The organism is Streptococcus sp. 3167 (assembly GCF_013277175.1).
In the GTDB taxonomy this organism is placed as follows: Bacteria; Bacillota; Bacilli; order Lactobacillales; family Streptococcaceae; genus Streptococcus; species Streptococcus pseudopneumoniae.
Genome location: NZ_VMML01000103.1, coordinates 1 through 1,107, shown reverse-complemented (window position 1 = coordinate 1,107; position 1,107 = coordinate 1). Strand labels below are relative to the sequence as shown.

The 1,107-nt window shown below is 44.8% G+C and carries 2 protein-coding genes; both read right to left on the bottom strand.

Annotated elements, in window-relative coordinates; all coding sequences use genetic code 11:
• A partial coding sequence (locus HT678_RS11030) for an N-acetylmuramoyl-L-alanine amidase family protein (protein WP_172925031.1) occupies positions 1–713 on the bottom strand: 713 nt, incomplete at its 3' end.
• Between the two features lie 2 nt (positions 714–715).
• On the bottom strand, positions 716–1,045 hold the full coding sequence (locus tag HT678_RS11025) for a phage holin (RefSeq protein ID WP_000191485.1): 330 nt from the start codon (positions 1,043–1,045) through the stop codon (positions 716–718).
• Between the last annotated feature and the right edge of the window lie 62 nt (positions 1,046–1,107).

Here is a 1,107-nt window from a genome sequence, read left to right as displayed (position 1 = left end):
GCCATTTCACCTGACTGGTCAAACCAGTACCAATTACCATCTGTGTGCTTCTTCCAGCGGTCTGCAAGCATGTAGCCTGAGCCGTCGAAGTAATACCAGGTTCCGTTGACCTTCTCAAACTTGTCTTTTGGATAAGAGCCGTCTGAGTGTACATACCAATAGCCTATATCGTTCTTCTTCCAACCTGTTTCAATTGTCAAGCCACTTTCAATATCCTGCTTGAACTGTTCACGGCTAATGCCCCATTTGGCTAGATATGGATAAGGGTCAACGTGGTCTGAATGATTGTCTGGTTGGTTATTGGTACAGTATTCATGTGTTTTGATACCTTCCAAACTGCTTGTATCAAGCGTTTTCGGCAAACCTGCTTCATCTGCTAGATTGCGTAAGAGTTCGATATAGAGACGGTAGTCTGTCATGAACTCTTCTTTAGTTGAATGGCTTTCAATCAATTCAACTGCCGCATAGCTTTCCGCATTCCAATCGCCCCCAACGTCCCAGGCACCATTATTTACAGGACCGACCTGCAGGACACGACCGTTACCAACCACATGAGAGAAGAAACCAAGCTCAGGGTTCTTTCTGTAGTGGTAGTCTGCCTCATTTTGAGCGGTTGAGTTGCGGTTGCCTGTTGAGTGGGCATGTACTTGTCGGTAAGGTTGCACTCCGACTTGAGGTAAGCCTGTACGTAGTCTGCTTGTATCGATATCCATCTCTACTCCCTCCAAGCGTCGTTCATCTGCTTCACTGCGGACTCCACAAAGGTATCCAAGTCCTTATCGGTCATGCTGATCTTATATTTGGTCAGCTCAGCTCTAACTTTATCACGAGCTTGCTCTAGCTTTTCATCACCTTTATAACCTGTCTCAGCAGCCACCTGCTCCACGGCATGAACTGCGTTCTTGGCTAGGATTTCAGCGATGATTACCGCTTTCTCTCCACCTTTTCGCAAAAGATAGTCTTTCACCATTTTCACGATACTGCCTACTGCTACTGCTAAAAAGCCTGTCGCAAAAGCGATAATAAATTCATTAAATTGTGTCATGTGTTGTTTCCTTTCTATTCTCTATAAAACTTAACATTAACGGTACCTATATACTCCCTTAA